This window comes from Enterobacter sp. E20 (assembly GCF_000801755.2).
GTDB lineage: Bacteria > Pseudomonadota > Gammaproteobacteria > Enterobacterales > Enterobacteriaceae > Enterobacter > Enterobacter asburiae_B.
Map to the genome: position 1 here is coordinate 3,670,858 of NZ_CP012999.1, position 17,103 is coordinate 3,687,960.

The following is a 17,103-nucleotide window of genomic DNA, read 5'->3' on the forward strand; positions in this document are numbered from 1 at the left end:
ACACATCTGCTGGAGTAATGCCTAAATGAGCCAAATCTCTGTTATATCGAAACTTACTGGCGTGGAAACGACCACGGAAGGCACACAGGTTACCCTGAGCCATTCCTCTATCGTTGAGCTTAATGTCGAGCAAGCGAGCGTCTCCCACTTCGCGCGAAACGGTAACGATCTGCTGGTTACGCTGCACTCCGGCGAGGTGATCACCCTTAAAAACTTCTACGTCACGGACGCGCAGGGCGTGAGCCAGCTGGTACTGCAGGACAGCAACGGCGCATTATGGTGGATTGAAGATCCGACCGGAGCCGCCACGTACGAATCCATCGCGTCTACGGACGTGCTGCTTGCGGCCTCCGGGAGCGACGCCGGTGGTGCCGCCATCTGGCCATGGGCACTGGGCGGCATTGCCGCAGCGGGCGGCATCGCGGCGGCGGCAAGCACCGGCGGCGGTGATAGTGGCGGCAGTAACAATTCGGCCAATGCGGATACGACAGCGCCGAACGCGCCTTCCGGCCTTAAGTTCTCTTCAGATGGCAAAACCGTCACCGGTACCGCAGAACCCGGCAGTACCATCACGCTGAAAGACGCGAACGGCAACGTCATTGGCACAGGAAAAACGGGCAGCGACGGCAGCTTTACCGTCTCTCTCGGCACACCGTTGACTAACGGCGAGCAGGTGACCGCCACCGCCACGGATAACGCCGGGAATACCAGCCCGGGCACAACGCTCAACGCGCCGGACACCACCGCGCCCGATGCGCCAGCAATCACCAGCGTAACGGACGATATTGCCCCGCAGACGGGGGCAGTCAGCAACGGCGGCAGCACCAACGATCAGCGTCCGCAGCTTACCGGCACCGGCGAGGCGGGCTCGACCGTGACGATTTATGACGGCGGAGTCGCCATTGGTACGGCGGTCGTCGCCAGCAACGGCACCTGGACCTTTACCCCGTCGGTTGACCTGAGCGAAAGCACTCACCAGATTACCGTGCGGGCAACCGACGCCGCCGGCAACACCGGGCCAGCCTCGCCGGTGTTTACCCTGACGGTGGATCTTACTCCGCCGGACGCGCCGAGCGCGATTGTGCTGACCGACGATACGGGCCTTATCAAGGGAACCATCACGTCTGTCGCGCCAACCGATGCTTCACTGCCGATCCTCGCGGGAACCGGCGAGCCCGGCGGAACCATCACCATCTACGATAACGGCGTGGTGGTTGGCACAACGACGGTATTGCCCAACGGCACCTGGAGCGTCACGCCGAACGGCCCGCTCCCGGACGGGACACACTCCATAACCGTCACTGAAACCGATGCCGCCGGAAACCTGAGCGCGACCTCAGAGCCCGTCATCTTCACCGTGGACACCACGCCGCCGTCTGCCCCGGGTAATCTCGTGGTGTCGAATGATGGCGGCACCATCAGCGGCATCGCGGAAGCTGGCAGCACGGTGACCATCCGTGAAGGTAATGTCACCCTTGGCACTGTTGTTGCCGACAGCGAAGGGAACTTTAGCCTGACGCTGACCCCGCCGAAGCTCAACGGCGAAATCCTGACCGCTGACGCCACCGACGCGGCGGGCAACACGGGGCCCGCAACCTCCGCGGCGTCACCGGATATTACCCCACCGCAGACGCCAATTATCGTGTCGGTGATGGATGACGTGCAGGCCACCACCGGCCCCGTGGGCCAGAACGGCCTCACCAACGACCGGGCCCCGACCGTGAACGGGACGGGCGAAGCGGGCTCGACCATCACGATTTATAACGGCAGCGATGTCCTCGGTACGACGGTTGTTCCCTCCTCCGGCCTGTGGAGCTTTACGCCGCCCGCACCGCTGACCGATGGCACCTGGGTGCTGACCGCGAAGGCGACGGATCCCGCCGGTAACCCGAGCGGGTTATCAGACCCGTGGACAATTAACGTCGACGGCACGGCACCCGGCGCCCCGGTGATTTCACAAGTTGTGGACGATGTTCCCGGTCGCACCGGCTCGCTCGACATTTATGAGACCACTAACGACGCCACCCCGACGCTCAGCGGTACCGCCGAAGCAAACGCGACGGTCACCGTGCGCGTGGACGGTGTTGCTATTGGTACGACCGTCGCCAATGGTCTTGGCGTATGGATCTTTACGCCTTCCTCGCCTATCGCCGAGGGCCCGCACGCCCTGACCGCCGTCGCGACCGATGCGGCAGGTAACACCAGCGGCGTCTCCAACACCTGGACTCTGACGATTGACAGCGTCGCGCCTGCCGCCCCGGTCATTACCCAGGTGCTGGATGATGTGCCGGAACGCCTCGGCGCGCTCAACCCCAACGACAGCACCAACGACACCACGCCGACGCTCAACGGTACGGCTGAACCTGGCTCAAGCGTCACCATCCGCCTGGATGGCACCGATCTTTTCACGGTCCTGGTCGACGACAACGGCACGTGGACCTATACCCTCACCACGCCTCTTGGCAGCGGGCCTCATACCTTTACCGTTGTCGCCACCGATGCGGCGGGTAACACCAGCCTGCCGTCAGGCGGCTTTACCCTGACCGTCGATACCACGCCACCAGCGGCGGCAACCATCGCCACCGTGACCGATGACGTCGGCGGCGTTCAGGGCACGCTCATCAGCGGCGATACCACGGATGACACCACACCGCTGCTGCAGGGCATCGCCCCGGCTGATGCGGCGATCACCGTCTATGACGGCGCCACCCTGCTCGGCACCGCCACCCTCGACGGCAGCGGGGGCTGGAGCTTTACGCCCGTTACCCCGCTCACCGACGGCCCGCATTCGCTGACGGTTCACGCCACGGATGCCGCAGGCAATACCACCATCTCCAGCCCGTTTGTATTGACGGTGGATACCGTCGCGCCTGCCACGCCGGACGTCCCGGCCATCACCGTCAATCCTGACGGAACAACAACAACGCTGAACCCGGGCGAAACCACCCGCGACACCACGCCAACCCTGAGCGGTACCGGCACGGCGGGCGATACCGTGACGATCTACAACAACGGCGCCAAAATCGGCGACGCTGTCGTGGACAGTACCGGCAGCTGGTCGTGGACGCCATCACCCCCACTGTCCGGCGGTACCTATGACATCACCCTGACCGTCACCAACGTGGACGGCACGGGCAACGAAAGCGCCCCGTCGCAGCCGGTAACCATCACCATTGATACCGAAGCGCCGGCTACGCCTGCGGCACCGACCGTCACCGACAGCGTCACCCAGATCACCGGCCCCGTACCCGATGGCGGAACCACCAACGATCCGCGCCCGGTCCTGAGCGGCACCGGCACGCCGAACGACGTCATCAACATCACTGACACCGTCAACGGCATATCGACCGTCGTGGGCACCGTCACGGTAGACAGCAGCGGCAACTGGAGCTGGCGCCCTGGCAGCGACATTGCCGAGGGCAGCCACGCCTATACCGCCACCGCCACCGATGAAGCGGGCAACGTCTCTGATCCGTCGCCAGCGATTACGATCGTCGTGGATACGCTGGCGCCGGATACGCCGGTGATTAGTGCAGTGGGCGGTGAGCCGAACGGTGGCTACATCACGGATACCACACCGACAGTGGGCGGAACCGGCGTTAACGGTGAGACGGTGATCGTCTACAACAACGGCGTCGAAGTGGGCCGTGTCGTGGTGGCTAACGGGGAATGGAACCTGACGCTTCCAACGCAAACGGACGGTCCGCTCAACATTACCGTGGCGGGCGTGGACGCAGCGGGCAACCTCAGCGCGCCGAGTTCGGTCTTTACCGTTACCCTCGATACCATTGCGCCTGAGATCCCCGTCATTAGCGCCGTAGCTGACAGCCAGCTGTCTAATAACGTGCTCTACACGAAGGACGGCACGCCAACCCTTACCGGGACCGGTGAACCCGGTACCACCGTTATCGTTTCCGTAGACGGCACGCCATCTACGGTGCTGGTGACGGTCCAGCCGGGCGGCACCTGGAACTGGACTGCCGACACGACGCTGCCGGATGGCCCGCATACCTTCACCGTCTCTTCCAGCGATCCAGCGGGTAACTCCTCCGGTGATTCAGCACCGCTGAGCGTGACGGTAGACACCGTCGCCCCGGCAGATCCGGGCAACATGCTGCTGGCTGATGAAGGAACACCGCTGACCGGTACCGGTGAAGTGGGAAGCATCATTACCGTGACAAACGGTTCCACGGTCATTGGTACCGGCGTTGTCGGCAGCGACGGCAACTTCTCCATTGCGCTGAGCCCGGCGCAGCTGGATCCGACCACGCTGACCGTGACCGCTACGGATGCCGCAGGGAATGCCAGCGCGGGCGTGCCTTTTGTCGTCGTCGATTCACCGCTCGACCTGCCGCAGGTGCCCGTCATCACGGCGATCGTCGATGACGCGGATCCGATCACTGGCGATGTGAAAGGCAAAACCACTAATGACACCACGCCAACGCTTACCGGTACGGCCGAAGCGGGCAGCCTGATAACCATCTATCAGGACGGTAGCGCGACGCCACTGACGACGGTGACCGCCGACGGCAGCGGCAACTGGAGCTATACGCCAGCCGCGCTTGGCGAAGGGCTGCACACCTTTGAGGTGACGGCGACCCTCAACGGCCAGACCAGCGGCCGCTCTCCGGCGGCCAGCGTCACCGTCGACCTCACCGCACCGGGCACGCCAGCTATCGGCGCGGTGATTGACGACGTCGGTCCGGGCACCGGACCGCTGACCAGCGGCCAGACCACCAACGACAACCAGCCGACCCTCACCGGCACCGGCGCGGTGGGCGATACCATCTCCATCTACAACAACGGCGTGCTGCTGGGGACCGCGGAGGTCGGCAATACGGGCACCTGGAGCTACACCACGCCCGTCCTGACTGAAGGCAACCATATCCTGACCATCCGCGAGACCGATCCGGCGGGGAATCAGAGCGGTCCTTCGGCGGGCTTCACCGTCGTGGTGGACTCCGTTTCCGCCACGCCGGTCATCACCAACGTCACGGATAACGTCGGTAACGCTGCCACCACGGTGGTCAGCGGCACCGAGACGAACGATGCCACGCCAACCCTTTCGGGGACAGCGGACGCAAACAGCGTGGTGACCATTTTCGACGGCGGTACCCAGATTGCCGTGGTAACGGCTGACGGCACCGGCGCGTGGACGTTTACTCCTGACACCGCGATCGGCGAAGGCTCGCACAGCTTCACCGTCCGGGCGACCGATCCGCTGGGCAACGTCAGCGCGGTCTCAGCTCCCTGGAGCGTGGTGGTTGACCTGACGGCACCGACGGTTCCGACGCTGGATAATGTGAGCGACAACGTCCCTGGCGGCGTCCAGGGTAACCTCACCAGCGGCCAGGTGACCAACGACAGCACCCCGACCATCAGCGGCACCGGGCAGGCGGGCAGCACGATTCACATCATGAATAACGGCACGCAGATTGGCACGACGATCGTTGACGGCAGCGGGAACTGGTCCTTTACGCCGACCGCGCCGCTGGGCGACGGCAGCTACTCCCTGCGCGCGTATGCAACGGATGCGGCAGGCAATGCCTCGGCGAACTCGTCGGTCTTTGCCTTTACCGTTGATACCGCAGCCCCCGGCGTACCGGTGGTGACCAGCGTGATTGACGATGTCGGTCCGATCACCGGGACGCTCACGTCGGGTAACAGCACCAACGACGCGCGTCCAACCTTCAACGGTACGGGCGAGGTGGGTTCTACCGTGCACGTGATCGTTGATGGCAACGAAATTGGCACTGCGGTGGTGAATGCCCAGGGCAGCTGGACCTTCACCCCGGGTACCGATCTGGGCGAAGGTCCACACGCCATCACCTTCAACGCCACCGACGTGGCTGGCAATACCGGCAGCACGACGACACCGTTTAACCTGACGGTGGATACGGGCGTGCCGTCGGCGCCGGTCATTTCGACCGCGGGTGACAACGCGGGCAGCATTCAAACTCCGCTCTCTTCCGGGCAGAGCACCGACGACACCACGCCGACGCTAAACGGCACCGCGACCGCCAACGCCACGGTCACCGTGTATGAGAACGGGCAGCCGGTCGGCACCGTTCAGGCGGACGGTACTGGCGCATGGAGCTTTACGCCGTCAACGCCGCTGACCAACGGCAGCCATACCTGGACCGCCACGGTCACCGATGCAGCGGGCAACGTCAGCCTGAACTCGCCGGACTTTACCCTGATTGTGGATACCACCGCACCGAACGCGCCGGTTATCAGCCAGGCGATAGACGACGTGGGCACCATCACCGGCCCGCTTACGTCCGGACAAACAACCGACGATACGGTACCGCGCCTTGTCGGAACCAGCGAACCGTTTGCCACCGTGAAGATCTATGAGGGAACTACCCTTGTCGGAACGGGCACCGCGGATGGCAACGGAAGCTGGAGTATCTTGCTCAACACCACGCTGACCGCGGGCGCGCACAGCTTCACCGCGCAGGCGACGGATGCGGCAGGCAACACCAGCGTGTCGTCCACCAGCTTTAGCCTCACCGTCGACACCACGCCGCCTGCGCTGCCGGTGCTGACCAGCATTCTGGATGACGTGGGCAATGCGGCGACGCCGGTGGCGAACGGCGGGTTCACCAACGACGCGCAGCCAACCCTCAGCGGTACGGCGGAAGCCGGGTCGACGGTGAAAATCTTCGATAACGGCGTACAAATCGGCAGCGTGACGGCGACCGGCGGGGCGTGGAGCTTTACGCCATCCCCGGCGCTGGGCAACGGTCCGCACAATTTGACCTTTACCGCCACCGATGCGGTGGGCAATGCCAGCGCGCCGACCGCCGGGTACGTGATTAACGTCGATACCCTCGCGCCGGGCGCACCGACCATCATTTCAGTGATTGATGACGTCGGCAGCGTCACCGGCCCGGTGACCGGTACGAATCCGACCAACGACACGCGCCCAACGCTGAGCGGAACCGCCGAAGCGAATGCCACGGTGCGGATCTACGATGGCATTACGCTGGTGGGCACGGTGACCGCCGACGGCAGCGGCAACTGGACCCTGCCGCAAACCACCACGCTGGCGCAAGGCACGCATAACTTCACCGCCACGGCCACCGATGCGGCGGGCAACACCAGCGTGGCGTCAGCCGTGACGACGATTATCGTCGATACGACCGCTCCAACGGCGCCGACCGGGACCTTCAACGCCGACGGTAGCGTCCTGACCGGGACTGCGGAAGCAGGCAGCACCGTCGCGATCCGCCTTGCGGACGGCTCGACGGTGACCGCCATTGCGGGCAGCAACGGCACCTACACCTACACCTTCATTAACAAACAGACCGAAGGCCAGACGCTGCAGATCACCGCCACCGACGCCGCGGGCAACACCTCGCTGCCGGGCTCCGCCCTTGCGCCGGTGGTGCCGCTCTCCGCCAGCAATAACGTCGAAGAGCTGAACCTCAGCACCACGGCAACCGTGACCAACAGCCAGTACAGCGATTACGGCTTCCTGCTGGTCGGCGCCGTCGGCAACGTCCTGACGCTGCTGGGCAATGATACGGCTCAGGTCAACTTCACGGTGGGCAGCGGCGGCAGCGCGGATATCGTGGTGAACGCCAACGCCACGGGTGCGGTGCTCTCTCTGCTCAACACCCTTGAGCTGGTGGTTCAGCATTACGTCAACGGCGCCTGGACCACCGTGGTGGATACCGGCCAACCGCAGTTTGCCGATCTCCTGACCCTCGGTGCAACCGGCGTATCGCTGAACCTGACCGGGCTGGCCGACGGCAACTATCGCGTGCTCAGCTACAACACCAACCTGCTGGCAACCGGCTCCTACACCAGCCTCGACGTGGCGGTGAAAGAGACCGGTCCGGGTACGGTCACGGGCGATACCAGCCTCAACGGCAACGTGATCCTCGATACGGACCCGACAGCCGGCAGCGACAACGCGCCGGCCGGAACCACCGTTTCCGCAGTCACTAACGCCCAGGGCGTCACCACCAGCGTGAACGCCGACGGCACGGTGATCCAGGGCAAATACGGTACGCTGACCATCAACCGCGACGGCAGCTACACCTACAACCTGACCGACACCAGCGCCGCGGTCGTTGGCCGGACGGAGAACTTCACCTACACCATCACCCATAACGGCGTCAGCGCGTCGGCGCAGCTGGTGTTGTCTCTGGGTGCCGGTACGGTAATCAACGGCATTGTGGCGGTGGACGATACGGCCTCGCTGACCTTTGATACCACCGTGAGCGAGATTAATAACGGCGCCTCGTCTCAGAACGGTTTTACCCTGGTGGGCATTAATCTCGGCAGCACGCTGGGGCTTAACCTGCTGGACGACATGACCAACCCGATTATCTACAACGTGGAGGAAGGCACGACCCGCACCATGACCATCCAGGCCTCCGTGGGCGGCGTGGCGCTGGCGTCGGTATTCGATCTGTACGTCTATAAGTTCAACAACGCCACCCAGACCTTCGAGCAGGTTCGCGTCGAGTCGGGCTGGCTGCGCGCTCCGCTGTTGGGGGGCTCGTCATCCCAGCTTACGCTGAATCTGCCGGCCGGGGAGTACCTGTTCTTACTCAATACCGCATCGGGGATCGCCGTCCTGACGGGCTACACGCTGAGCGTCCTGCAGGATCATGTCTACAGCGTGGCGAGTATCAGCGAAACCACCACGGGCGACGTGCTGACGAATGACCCAGTTCCTCCAGGCACGTTGGTCACCGAAGTGAACGGCGTGGCGGTCAACAGCAGTGGAACCACCACCATTCAGGGGGAATACGGCACGCTGACCATCAATTCGTCCGGACAGTACACCTACACCCTGAGAAGCGGCGTGGGGGCGGACCATATCAGCACGCCGGATACCTTCGTCTACACCGTTACCGCGCCTGACGGCTCGAAGGATACGGCATCGCTCAACATCACCCCAACCCCCCGGGCGATGGATGCGGTGAACGATGTCAGCGCCACGATGGACCTCACCTCGGTGCACCACACGTCGGCATACTCGGATACGACCGTGGGCACCGCCAGCTGGACGACGGCCCTGCTCTCGTCAACCCAGGGCTCCGGCAGCGGAACCTTCGTGGTCGACGCGAACACCGCGCTGCACAACGTGTCGCTCCACTTTAACGTGGCCTCGCTGCTGGCGCTGGGCGGGCTGACGGTAAACTGGTCCATCAGCGACGGCTCGGGCGTGATACGCAGCGGCTCCTTCAGCGGCGGCTCACTGCTGGGCGGCAGTATCGACATCCCGCTCACCGGGCTGGATCTGAACGCCGGGACCTATACGCTGAACTTTACCGGTAGCGTACCGGGGCTGAGCGTGGGGAACATTACCATTACGCCAAGCGTGAACGGCACCACCTACTCGCTGAGTGATTTCGACGTCACCGGCAGCCACACCGTCAACGGCAATATCTTTGACGGTACCGATTCTGGCGGCGTGCTGGATCAGCTCCACTCGGTGGATACCCGTCTTAGCGTGACCGGGTACAACGGCGTGACCACCACGCTGGATCCGTATACCGGCAGCGCAACGGTGAACATCATCGGCCATTACGGCGTCCTGGCGATCGGCGCTGACGGCCATTACACCTATACCCTCAACAGCGGGGTATCGCTCTCATCCATGACGTCGAAGGAGACCTTCAACTACACCCTGACCGACGCTACCGGGAGAACGGACAGCGCCACGCTGACCATCAATATGGCGCCGCAGTTCATCAGTTCGGAACATAACGACGCCATCACCGGTACGGCCTACGGCGATACGCTGATTTACCAGGTGCTGAACAGTACGGTGGGGAATGCTACGGCAGGTAACGTCAGCAGCACCGCGGGGGATCACTGGACCGGCTTTTCGCTGGCGCAGGGGGACAAAATCGACATCGGCGATCTGCTGGTGGGCTGGAACGGTAGCGCCGCGACGCTGGGGAATTATCTCCATGTCACTAATAGTAATGGCAATACCGTGATCTCCATCGACCGTGACGGTGCGGGAGGCACCTACACTAATACCACGCTCGTTACGCTTGATGGCGTTCAGACCACCTACGACGAGCTTGTTAACCAGCAACACATCATTACCTGATAGCACCTGCAAGAGATGACCCGGGCGCACAGCGCCCGGGCATAAATAATAAAGACATACTCTTTTTAATAGGGACATGACATGGGAATGAAGATGCCTCACTGGTGGCTCTCGTGCTGCCTGATATCTGTGCCCGCTCTTTGCGCGAACCCGGCGGCAATCATCAATACCGGACAGCTTCGCGAAACGCAGGAACTCCCCTCGCTCAATGGCCGCGTCGCACCTGCGGCTGGCAAAGCCGCCCCCGGTTCGCTGCAGCTTGGCGATGCCGTCAACCGCGCCGTCACCTGGCATCCGGCCATCAGCGAAGCCGTGGGGAAACTCTACCAGCAGAGCGAAGAGGTGGACGTCGCTAAATCAAAATACTATCCGCAGATTAATGCCGGCGTGGACAACGGTTATTCCCATGACGGCGACCAGAACGGCTTTACCCCGTCGCTGGTGCTTTCTCTGTCACAAATGCTCTACGACTTTGGCAAAGTGGACAGCCAGGTGCGGGCCGAGAGCGCGGGCGTTGCCCAGCAGCAGGCCAACGTGCTGGTGAGTATCGACACCATCGCCCACGATACCGCCATCGCCATGGTGCAGGTGCAAACCTGGCAGCAGATGGTCGAGACCGCTAAAGAGCAGCTCGACGCCCTCTCCTCCATTGGCACGCTGACCCGCCAGCGTAACGACGAAGGGGCCACGTCGCTCTCTGACGTGGTGCAGACCGATGCCCGTATCGAAGGCGCCCGCGCCCAGCTGATGCAGTACCAGGCCAGCCTGGACAGCGCCCGCGCCACGCTGATGAGCTTTCTCGGCTGGAACAGCCTGAACGCAATCAGCAATGACTTTCCGCAAAAGCTGGGCCGGAGCTGCGACATTGCCGAGCCGGATGACCGTCTGGTGCCCGCGGTGCTTGCCGCCTGGGCGCAGGCTAACGTCGCCCAGGCTAACCTCGACTACGCCGACGCGCAGATGACGCCAACCGTCTCGCTGGAGCCGGAGGTGCGTCACTACATGAACGATCGCTACGCGGGGAGCGAAACCCGCGATCGCACCCAGTATTCCGCATGGGTGAAAGTGCAGATGCCGCTCTACCAGGGCGGCGGCCTCACCGCCCGGCGTAACGCTGCCGGACACGCGGTGGAGGCGGCGCAGTCCACCGTTCAGCGCACGCGCCTTGATGTCCGCCAGAAACTGCTGGAAGCCCGCAGCCAGGTGATGAGCCTGCAAAGCACGCTGCAAATCCAGGGTCGCCAGGAAGCCCTCAGCGCCCGCACCCGCGAACTGTACCAGCAGCAGTATCTCGATCTCGGCTCGCGCCCGCTGCTCGACGTGCTCAACGCCGAGCAGGAGGTCTACCAGGCGCGCTTCACCCAGCAGCAGACCCTCGGTCAGCTGCACCAGCTGCAGCTCAACTGCCTGTATAACACCGGGCAGCTGCGTCATGCGTTCGATCTTGATAACCGCACCATCCAGACCGTGGAGATCCAGCCATGAAGCAACGCGAAATCCCGCAGGGCGAAACGATGACGGATGAGGCGCTGGCGCAGTGGGCGCAGGCCTTTGGCTTTGTCGCCACGCGCTACCGCGTGGCCTGCTCTCCCGGCGCGCTGATCGCAGGCGCGCCGTGGCTGAAAGGCAAACCAATGGTTCCCGCCCTCACCCAGCTGGCCCGCGAAGCGGGGCTGTCGTTTCAGCTCCTTACCGACGATCGGCAGGCGATCAACAGCTGGCGTCTGCCGGTGGTAGTGGCGATGCATGACGGCAGGATCGGCGTGATCGAGCATTTCGACGGGGACGATACGCTGGAGGTCAGCTTTTTCGACGATGACACCTACACCAACCGGCTGTCGATGACGGCGATACTGCCCGCTATCCGCCACGTCATTGCCCTGCGTCCACTCGCCGCGCTGAAGGACAGCCGCGTGGATGCCTATATCTCAAAATACCGCCCGGACTGGCTCTACCGGCTGGTGATGCGCGACCTGCGCCCCTACAGCTGGGTCATGCTGGCCGCCCTCTTTATCAACGTGCTGTCGCTCTCCGGGATCGTCTTTTCCATGCAGGTGTACGACCGGGTGATCCCCGCGCAGTCCTACCCGACGCTTTACGTCCTGACCATCGGGGTGCTGATTGCCACCCTGTTTGGCTTTGTGCTGCGCGTGGCGCGCGGGCACATTATGGATCTGCTGGGCAAGCGCTCGGACATGCGCGTTTCGGATCGCGTCTTCGGCCACGCGCTGCGGCTGCGCAACAGCGCGATCCCCCGCTCCACCGGCAGCTTTATCTCTCAGCTGCGCGAGCTGGAGCAGATCCGTGAGATGGTCACCTCGTCCACCATTTCGACCATTGTCGACCTGCCGTTCTTTCTCCTGTTCGTGGTGGTGCTGGCGATCATCGCCCCGCAGCTGGCGTGGATCGCCCCGGTCGCGGCGGTGATCATGGTCCTGCCCGGCCTGCTGCTGCAAAAGAAGCTGGCGGAGCTGGCAAAGCAGTCGGCCCATGAATCGACCCTGCGCAACGCGGTGCTGGTGGAGAGCGTGCAGGGGCTGGAGGACATCAAGCTGATGCAGGCGGAAAACCGCTTTTTGCAGCAGTGGAACAGCTATATCCAGATCACCGCGGAATCCGGCCTGCGCACCCGCGAGCTGACGCAGAACCTGATCAGCTGGGGGATGACCATTCAGAGCCTGGTCTACGCCGGGGTGATTGTGGTCGGCGCCCCGATGGTGATCGACGGCACCCTCACCACCGGTTCGGTGGTCGCCGCGTCGATGCTGGCCTCCCGCATGATCGCCCCGATGGCGACGCTGTGCGGCGTGCTGGCGCGCTGGCAGCAGGTCAAAGCGGCAAAAGAGGGGCTGGACAGCATCATGCAGCTTCCCACCGAAAATCAGCGCGAGGAGACGCCGATCCGCCAGGACGTGCTGCGCGGTCATTACCTCTTCGAGCAGGCGCAGTTCCGCTATCAGCCGGACGATCCGCGCATGGCGCTGCGCATTAACCGGCTGGAGATCATGCCGGGAGAAAAAGTGGCGATCCTCGGGCGCAACGGCGCGGGCAAATCGACCCTGCTGCAGGCCATGGCGGGCGGAATGGATCTGGCGGCCGGCGAGCTGCGGCTTGATAACTTCAGCCTGCCGCATCTCGACGTCGCCGACGTCCGGCGCAACGTCGGCTTTATGACCCAGAACGCCCGTCTGTTTTACGGCACCCTGCGCGAAAACATCACCCTCGGCATGCCGCGCGCCACCGACGAAGAGATTTTCGAGGCGCTGGAGCTGACCGGCGCGGCAGGCTTCGTGCAGAAGCTGCCCAAGGGGCTGGACTACCCGATCATGGAAAACGGCGTGGGATTATCCGGCGGGCAACGCCAGTCGATTCTGCTGGCGCGGATGCTGCTGCGCGATCCGAATATTGTGCTGATGGATGAACCCACCGCCTCGCTGGACGAGCACACCGAGCGGGAATTCATCCAGCGTCTTGGCGACTGGCTCGGGCATCGCACCCTGATTGTCGCCACGCATCGCGTACCGGTGCTGGAACTGGTGGAGCGCGTCGTGGTGTTGAAAGAGGGGATGCTGGTGATGGACGCGCCAAAAGCCCAGGCGCTGAACAACAGCCGTATGCAGCAGCAACAGCAGCAGGCAGCAACCGGACGGGAGTGGAAAAATGAAAATCAGTCAGCGTGACGTGGCGGCAATGGACGATCTGGATAACGCCCTCGACTCCGAAAGCGGCTACACCGGCGCGCGTCGGATCGTGATCTTCTCGCTGCTGATGTTTGTGGTGCTGGGCGTCTGGGCGTGGTTTGGCGTGCTGGATGAGGTATCAACCGGCTCGGGTAAAGTGATCCCCAGCTCGCGCGAGCAGGTCTTACAGTCTCTCGACGGCGGGATCCTCACCGAGCTGAACGTCCACGAGGGCGATCAGGTGCAGGCCGGGCAGGTGCTGGCGCGGCTCGATCCGACGCGTTCCGAATCGAACGTCGGCGAAAGCGCGGCGCGCTACCGGGCTTCACTGGCCTCCAGCGCCCGCCTGTACGCCGAGGTGAACGATCTCCCGCTGAAGTTCCCCCCTTCGCTGGCAAAGTGGCCGGATCTGATTGCTGACGAAACGCGGCTCTACAACTCCCGCCGCGCGCAGCTGGAGGATACCCAGCGGGAGCTGCGCGCCGCGTTAGATCTCGCCAATAAGGAGCTGGCGATCACCCAGCGGCTGGTGAAAACCGGTGCCGCCAGCCACGTGGAGGTGCTGCGCCTGCAGCGGCAAAAAAGCGATCTGGAGCTGAAGCTCACCGACGTACGCTCGCAGTATTACGTTCAGGCGCGCGAGGCGTTATCCAAGGCCAACGCCGAGGTGGATATGGTTTCGGCGATCCTCAAAGGCCGCCAGGATTCCGTCACCCGTCTGACGGTAAAATCCCCGGTGCGCGGGATCGTGAAAAACATCAAGGTCACCACCATCGGCGGCGTGATCCCGCCCAACGGCGAGCTGATGGAGATTGTGCCGGTGGACGATCACCTGCTGATCGAAACCCGCCTGTCGCCGCGCGATATCGCCTTTATCCACCCGAACCAGGAGGCGCTGGTTAAAATCACTGCCTACGATTACGCCATTTACGGCGGCCTGCACGGGGTCGTCGAAACAATCTCTCCGGACACCATCCAGGACGAGGCCAAGCCGGAAGTGTTCTATTACCGGGTGTTTATCCGCACCAGCCAGGATTACCTGGTGAATAAGGCCGGCAGGCACTTCTCGATTGTGCCGGGGATGATTGCGACGGTGGACATTAAGACCGGCGAGAAAACGGTGCTGGATTATCTGATCAAGCCGTTTAACCGGGCGAAAGAGGCGCTGAGGGAGCGATAGTCAATCGCCGGGTGGCGGCTCCTCCTTACCCGGCCTACATACCCGGAGGCCCTTGCAAGCGCAGCGCCGCCGGGTATTTAACCGCACGTCAGAACTGGAACCTACCTCGAAATATTAATCTTTAGTCATGCATCCCACTTCCCTTCAGCCATCGCCAAGGTAATATTAACCGCAGACAAAAACGCACTTGCGCACTGTGCAGGAGTGCATTACTATTCAATCAGCTTCAAGGACTGGAGCTCAGCACCATTATGATTAGTTATTTTCGGGATCAATAGCTTGAGGATTTTTTTCTTTACGGCAGATCGAGCAATGTTATTCCTGCAAATCTGGAAACAGCGCTTGCGAGAAAGCTCGATATCATCAGGGCAGCAACCTCGCACAGGGATTTGCGATCGCCACCGGGCAATATGTATGAAGCATTGAATCCTCCGCTGAAGGGATATTCCTCAATCCGGGTAAACAGGCAATACAGGCTCGTATTTCGCTGGACAGAGGGTAAAGCAGAAGATCTCTACCTCTCTCCACACAAGTACACGCAACACAAGTGAGGCATCACCTATGACACTTCAACAGGCACTCCGCAAACCCACCACGCCGGGCGACGTGTTGCAGTATGAGTATCTTGAACCGCTCAATCTGAAAATCAGCGATCTGGCGGAGATGCTCAATGTTCACCGCAACACCATCAGCGCGCTGGTCAATAACAATCGCAAGCTGACTGCCGATATGGCGATCAAACTGGCAAAAGCCTTTGATACCACGATTGAATTTTGGCTTAACTTACAGCTGAACGTCGATATCTGGGAAGCGCAATCCAACCCCAGGACGCAGGAGGAGCTAAGCCGTATAAAGACCGTTGCGGACGTCATGGCTAAGCGAAAATCTGGCCAGCCGGATGTAGCCTGATTCGGTAAACACTTCACCTATCAATACTTTTTCAGGAAGAAATCATGCGCCAACGAACCATTGTCTGCCCCATCATCCAGAATGACGGTGCCTACCTCCTGTGTAAAATGGCCGACGATCGCGGCGTGTTCCCCGGCCAGTGGGCTCTCTCCGGCGGTGGAATGGAACCGGGCGAAACCATGGAACAGGCGTTGCGCCGTGAGATCCGCGAAGAGCTGGGCGAAGCGCTGGAGATTGTCTCGGTTACGCCATGGGCTTTTCGCGATGACATTAGGGTGAAAACCTACGCCGATGGCACCAGAGAGGAGATTTACATGATCTATCTGATCTTCGACTGCATCAGCGCCAACCGGGAAGTCACGTTTAATGAAGAGTTTCAGGAGATCGCCTGGGTTAATCCGGAGTCGCTAAAAGAGCTGGATCTCAACGCAGCCACGCGCATTACCTTCGCCCAAAAGGGCCTTCTTTAATCACCCACTGCCCCGGCGTTTTACCTGCCCATGCTCTGAAAACCTCAATAAATGCGCTGACGCTGCTGTAGCCGCAGGACAGCGCAATCCACCCTACCGGCTTCCCCGCCGCCAGCCACTCCATTGCCCGCATGACGCGAGCCAGCTGCCGCCAGTTAACAAAGTTCATTCCGGTCTGGGCGCTAAACCGACGGTTGAACGTACGCACGCTCATCCCAGCATGAATAGCATGGCTCTCGACCGTCTGGTTATCATCGACAAACTGCAGCAAATGGCTGACCACGTTCTTCAGACGCGGATCCGTCGGCACGGGCAGAGAAAAGCGAGCCTGGGGCGTCAGGGCAAGCTCATCCAGCAGCAAAGCAAGCTTTCGCGGATCGTACTCGCTCTCTGCATCGCATAAACGGGAAAACAGTGCATGGGTGAGATCGTCGGGCTCGAACAGCGCGGGCGCATCGGGAAGCATTGCGCACACGGCGGGGTCAAGAAAGATAGCGCAGCCTTCTACCGCACTTTCGGAAAAAGCGGCGTGCTGCCGATCCGGAGGGATCCAGCCGATGTGTTTTGCCGGTACGACCGATCGCGCCTGCTGCGTCTCAATGACCAGCAGCCCCGTTGCAATGCGCCACAGCTGGCCGGTGCGATGACTGTGCCGGGGCGTTCGGTACCCGCCGGGATGAAGGAGCGTTTCAACACTGACCATATCATTTTGACCGAAAATCGTTATTCTTCGGCGTATTAGAGAAACTGCGACTTCTGCTGTCAAGGATAATGGTGATTCAA

The 17,103-nt window shown here is 62.1% G+C and carries 7 protein-coding genes and 1 pseudogene; 7 read left to right on the top strand and 1 reads right to left on the bottom strand.

Going from position 1 to position 17,103, the window contains the following annotated elements; all coding sequences use genetic code 11:
• Positions 1-25: 25 nt before the first annotated feature.
• The 7 genes and pseudogenes from NI40_RS17075 (at position 26) to nudI (ending at position 16,320) form a co-directional block, all read left to right on the top strand.
• Entirely contained in the window at positions 26-10,081 is a 10,056-nt protein-coding gene (locus NI40_RS17075) for a BapA/Bap/LapF family large adhesin (RefSeq protein WP_039263439.1), read from the top strand.
• An 81-nt stretch (positions 10,082-10,162) separates the two neighbouring features.
• Entirely contained in the window at positions 10,163-11,566 is a 1,404-nt protein-coding gene (locus NI40_RS17080) for a TolC family outer membrane protein (RefSeq protein WP_039263438.1), read from the top strand.
• Positions 11,563-13,761 (top strand): type I secretion system permease/ATPase, encoded by a 2,199-nt coding sequence (locus tag NI40_RS17085; protein ID WP_039263437.1) that lies wholly within the window; start codon positions 11,563-11,565, stop codon positions 13,759-13,761. The genes NI40_RS17080 and NI40_RS17085 overlap by 4 nt, the downstream gene beginning before the upstream one ends.
• A gap of 10 nt (positions 13,762-13,771) precedes the next feature.
• On the top strand, positions 13,772-14,941 hold the full coding sequence (locus NI40_RS17090) for an HlyD family efflux transporter periplasmic adaptor subunit (protein ID WP_086374946.1): 1,170 nt from the start codon (positions 13,772-13,774) through the stop codon (positions 14,939-14,941).
• Positions 14,942-15,192: 251 nt separating this feature from the next.
• Positions 15,193-15,492, top strand: a pseudogene (locus NI40_RS23215) (type II toxin-antitoxin system RelE/ParE family toxin).
• Between the two features lie 10 nt (positions 15,493-15,502).
• Positions 15,503-15,850, top strand: coding sequence for a HigA family addiction module antitoxin (locus NI40_RS17095; RefSeq protein ID WP_033146339.1), 348 nt, complete (start codon positions 15,503-15,505; stop codon positions 15,848-15,850).
• Positions 15,851-15,894: 44 nt separating this feature from the next.
• On the top strand, positions 15,895-16,320 hold the full coding sequence (nudI, locus tag NI40_RS17100) for a nucleoside triphosphatase NudI (RefSeq protein WP_039263436.1): 426 nt from the start codon (positions 15,895-15,897) through the stop codon (positions 16,318-16,320).
• Here nudI and NI40_RS17105 read toward each other — a convergent pair.
• Positions 16,292-17,023, bottom strand: coding sequence for a helix-turn-helix domain-containing protein (locus NI40_RS17105; RefSeq protein ID WP_039263435.1), 732 nt, complete (start codon positions 17,021-17,023; stop codon positions 16,292-16,294). The two genes, nudI and NI40_RS17105, sit on opposite strands and share 29 nt — an antisense overlap.
• Positions 17,024-17,103 lie beyond the last annotated feature (80 nt).

Excerpts from the sequence above, each read along its gene's own strand:
- NI40_RS17075 (WP_039263439.1), top strand. The coding sequence starts at position 26 with ATGAGCCAAATCTCTGTTATATCGAAACTTACTGGCGTGGAAACGACC.
- NI40_RS17080 (WP_039263438.1), top strand. The coding sequence starts at position 10,163 with ATGGGAATGAAGATGCCTCACTGGTGGCTCTCGTGCTGCCTGATATCT.
- NI40_RS17085 (WP_039263437.1), top strand. The coding sequence starts at position 11,563 with ATGAAGCAACGCGAAATCCCGCAGGGCGAAACGATGACGGATGAGGCG.
- NI40_RS17090 (WP_086374946.1), top strand. The coding sequence starts at position 13,772 with ATGGACGATCTGGATAACGCCCTCGACTCCGAAAGCGGCTACACCGGC.
- NI40_RS17095 (WP_033146339.1), top strand. The coding sequence starts at position 15,503 with ATGACACTTCAACAGGCACTCCGCAAACCCACCACGCCGGGCGACGTG.
- nudI (WP_039263436.1), top strand. The coding sequence starts at position 15,895 with ATGCGCCAACGAACCATTGTCTGCCCCATCATCCAGAATGACGGTGCC.
- NI40_RS17105 (WP_039263435.1), bottom strand. The coding sequence starts at position 17,023 with ATGGTCAGTGTTGAAACGCTCCTTCATCCCGGCGGGTACCGAACGCCC.